Source organism: Rhodococcus sp. FH8, from assembly GCF_019266085.1.
Taxonomy (GTDB): Bacteria; Actinomycetota; Actinomycetes; order Mycobacteriales; family Mycobacteriaceae; genus Rhodococcus_F; species Rhodococcus_F qingshengii.
Genome location: NZ_LPNQ01000056.1, coordinates 1 through 614, shown reverse-complemented (window position 1 = coordinate 614; position 614 = coordinate 1). Strand labels below are relative to the sequence as shown.

1 protein-coding gene is annotated in these 614 nt (G+C 66.6%); it reads left to right on the top strand.

Annotated features, from left to right (window positions below):
* The coding region (locus ATN38_RS02620) for a transposase (protein ID WP_218747551.1) at positions 1-580 on the top strand (580 nt) is incomplete at its 5' end.
* Positions 581-614 lie beyond the last annotated feature (34 nt).

The window sequence follows — 614 nt, the reverse complement described above, 5'->3', positions numbered from 1 at the left end:
CGGGATCCGCACCGCCCTGCCGGACGCGCGGATCGCAGTCGACAAGTGGCATCTCGTCGCCCTCGCCAACCTCATGGTCACCCAGGTCCGTCAACGGATCACCCGGCAACTGCACGGCCGCCGCGGCACCGCCACCGACAAAGTCTGGGCCAGCCGGCAACTGCTGCTCACCGGCTACGAGCACCTCACCGTGAAGCAAAAGGCCCGGTTCAACGCCGCCCTCGCCGCCGAGGATCCGACCAACGAGATCGCCGCCGCGCATGCCGTCAAGGAACGCCTGCGCCTGCTGCTGGCCGAACACCAGCCGCACCAGATCCGGCGCAGGCTGTACGACTTCTACGACGACGCCGCCCGCGCCGACATGGAGGAAACCAGCCGCCTGGCGACCACGATCGACACCTGGTGGCCAGCGGTGCTCGTCGCGCTCACCGAGGACGTGACCAACGCCCGCACCGAGGGCTTCAACCGGATCATCAAGCAAACCAAGCGTGTCGGATGCGGCTTCACCAACATGGACAACTACCGAAGGCGCATCATGGTCCACATCGCCCTCACCCGAGGGCAGAGACCAGCAGCATGAAATCAGCACACGCCCCGCTCAAATGCGGAGAGCC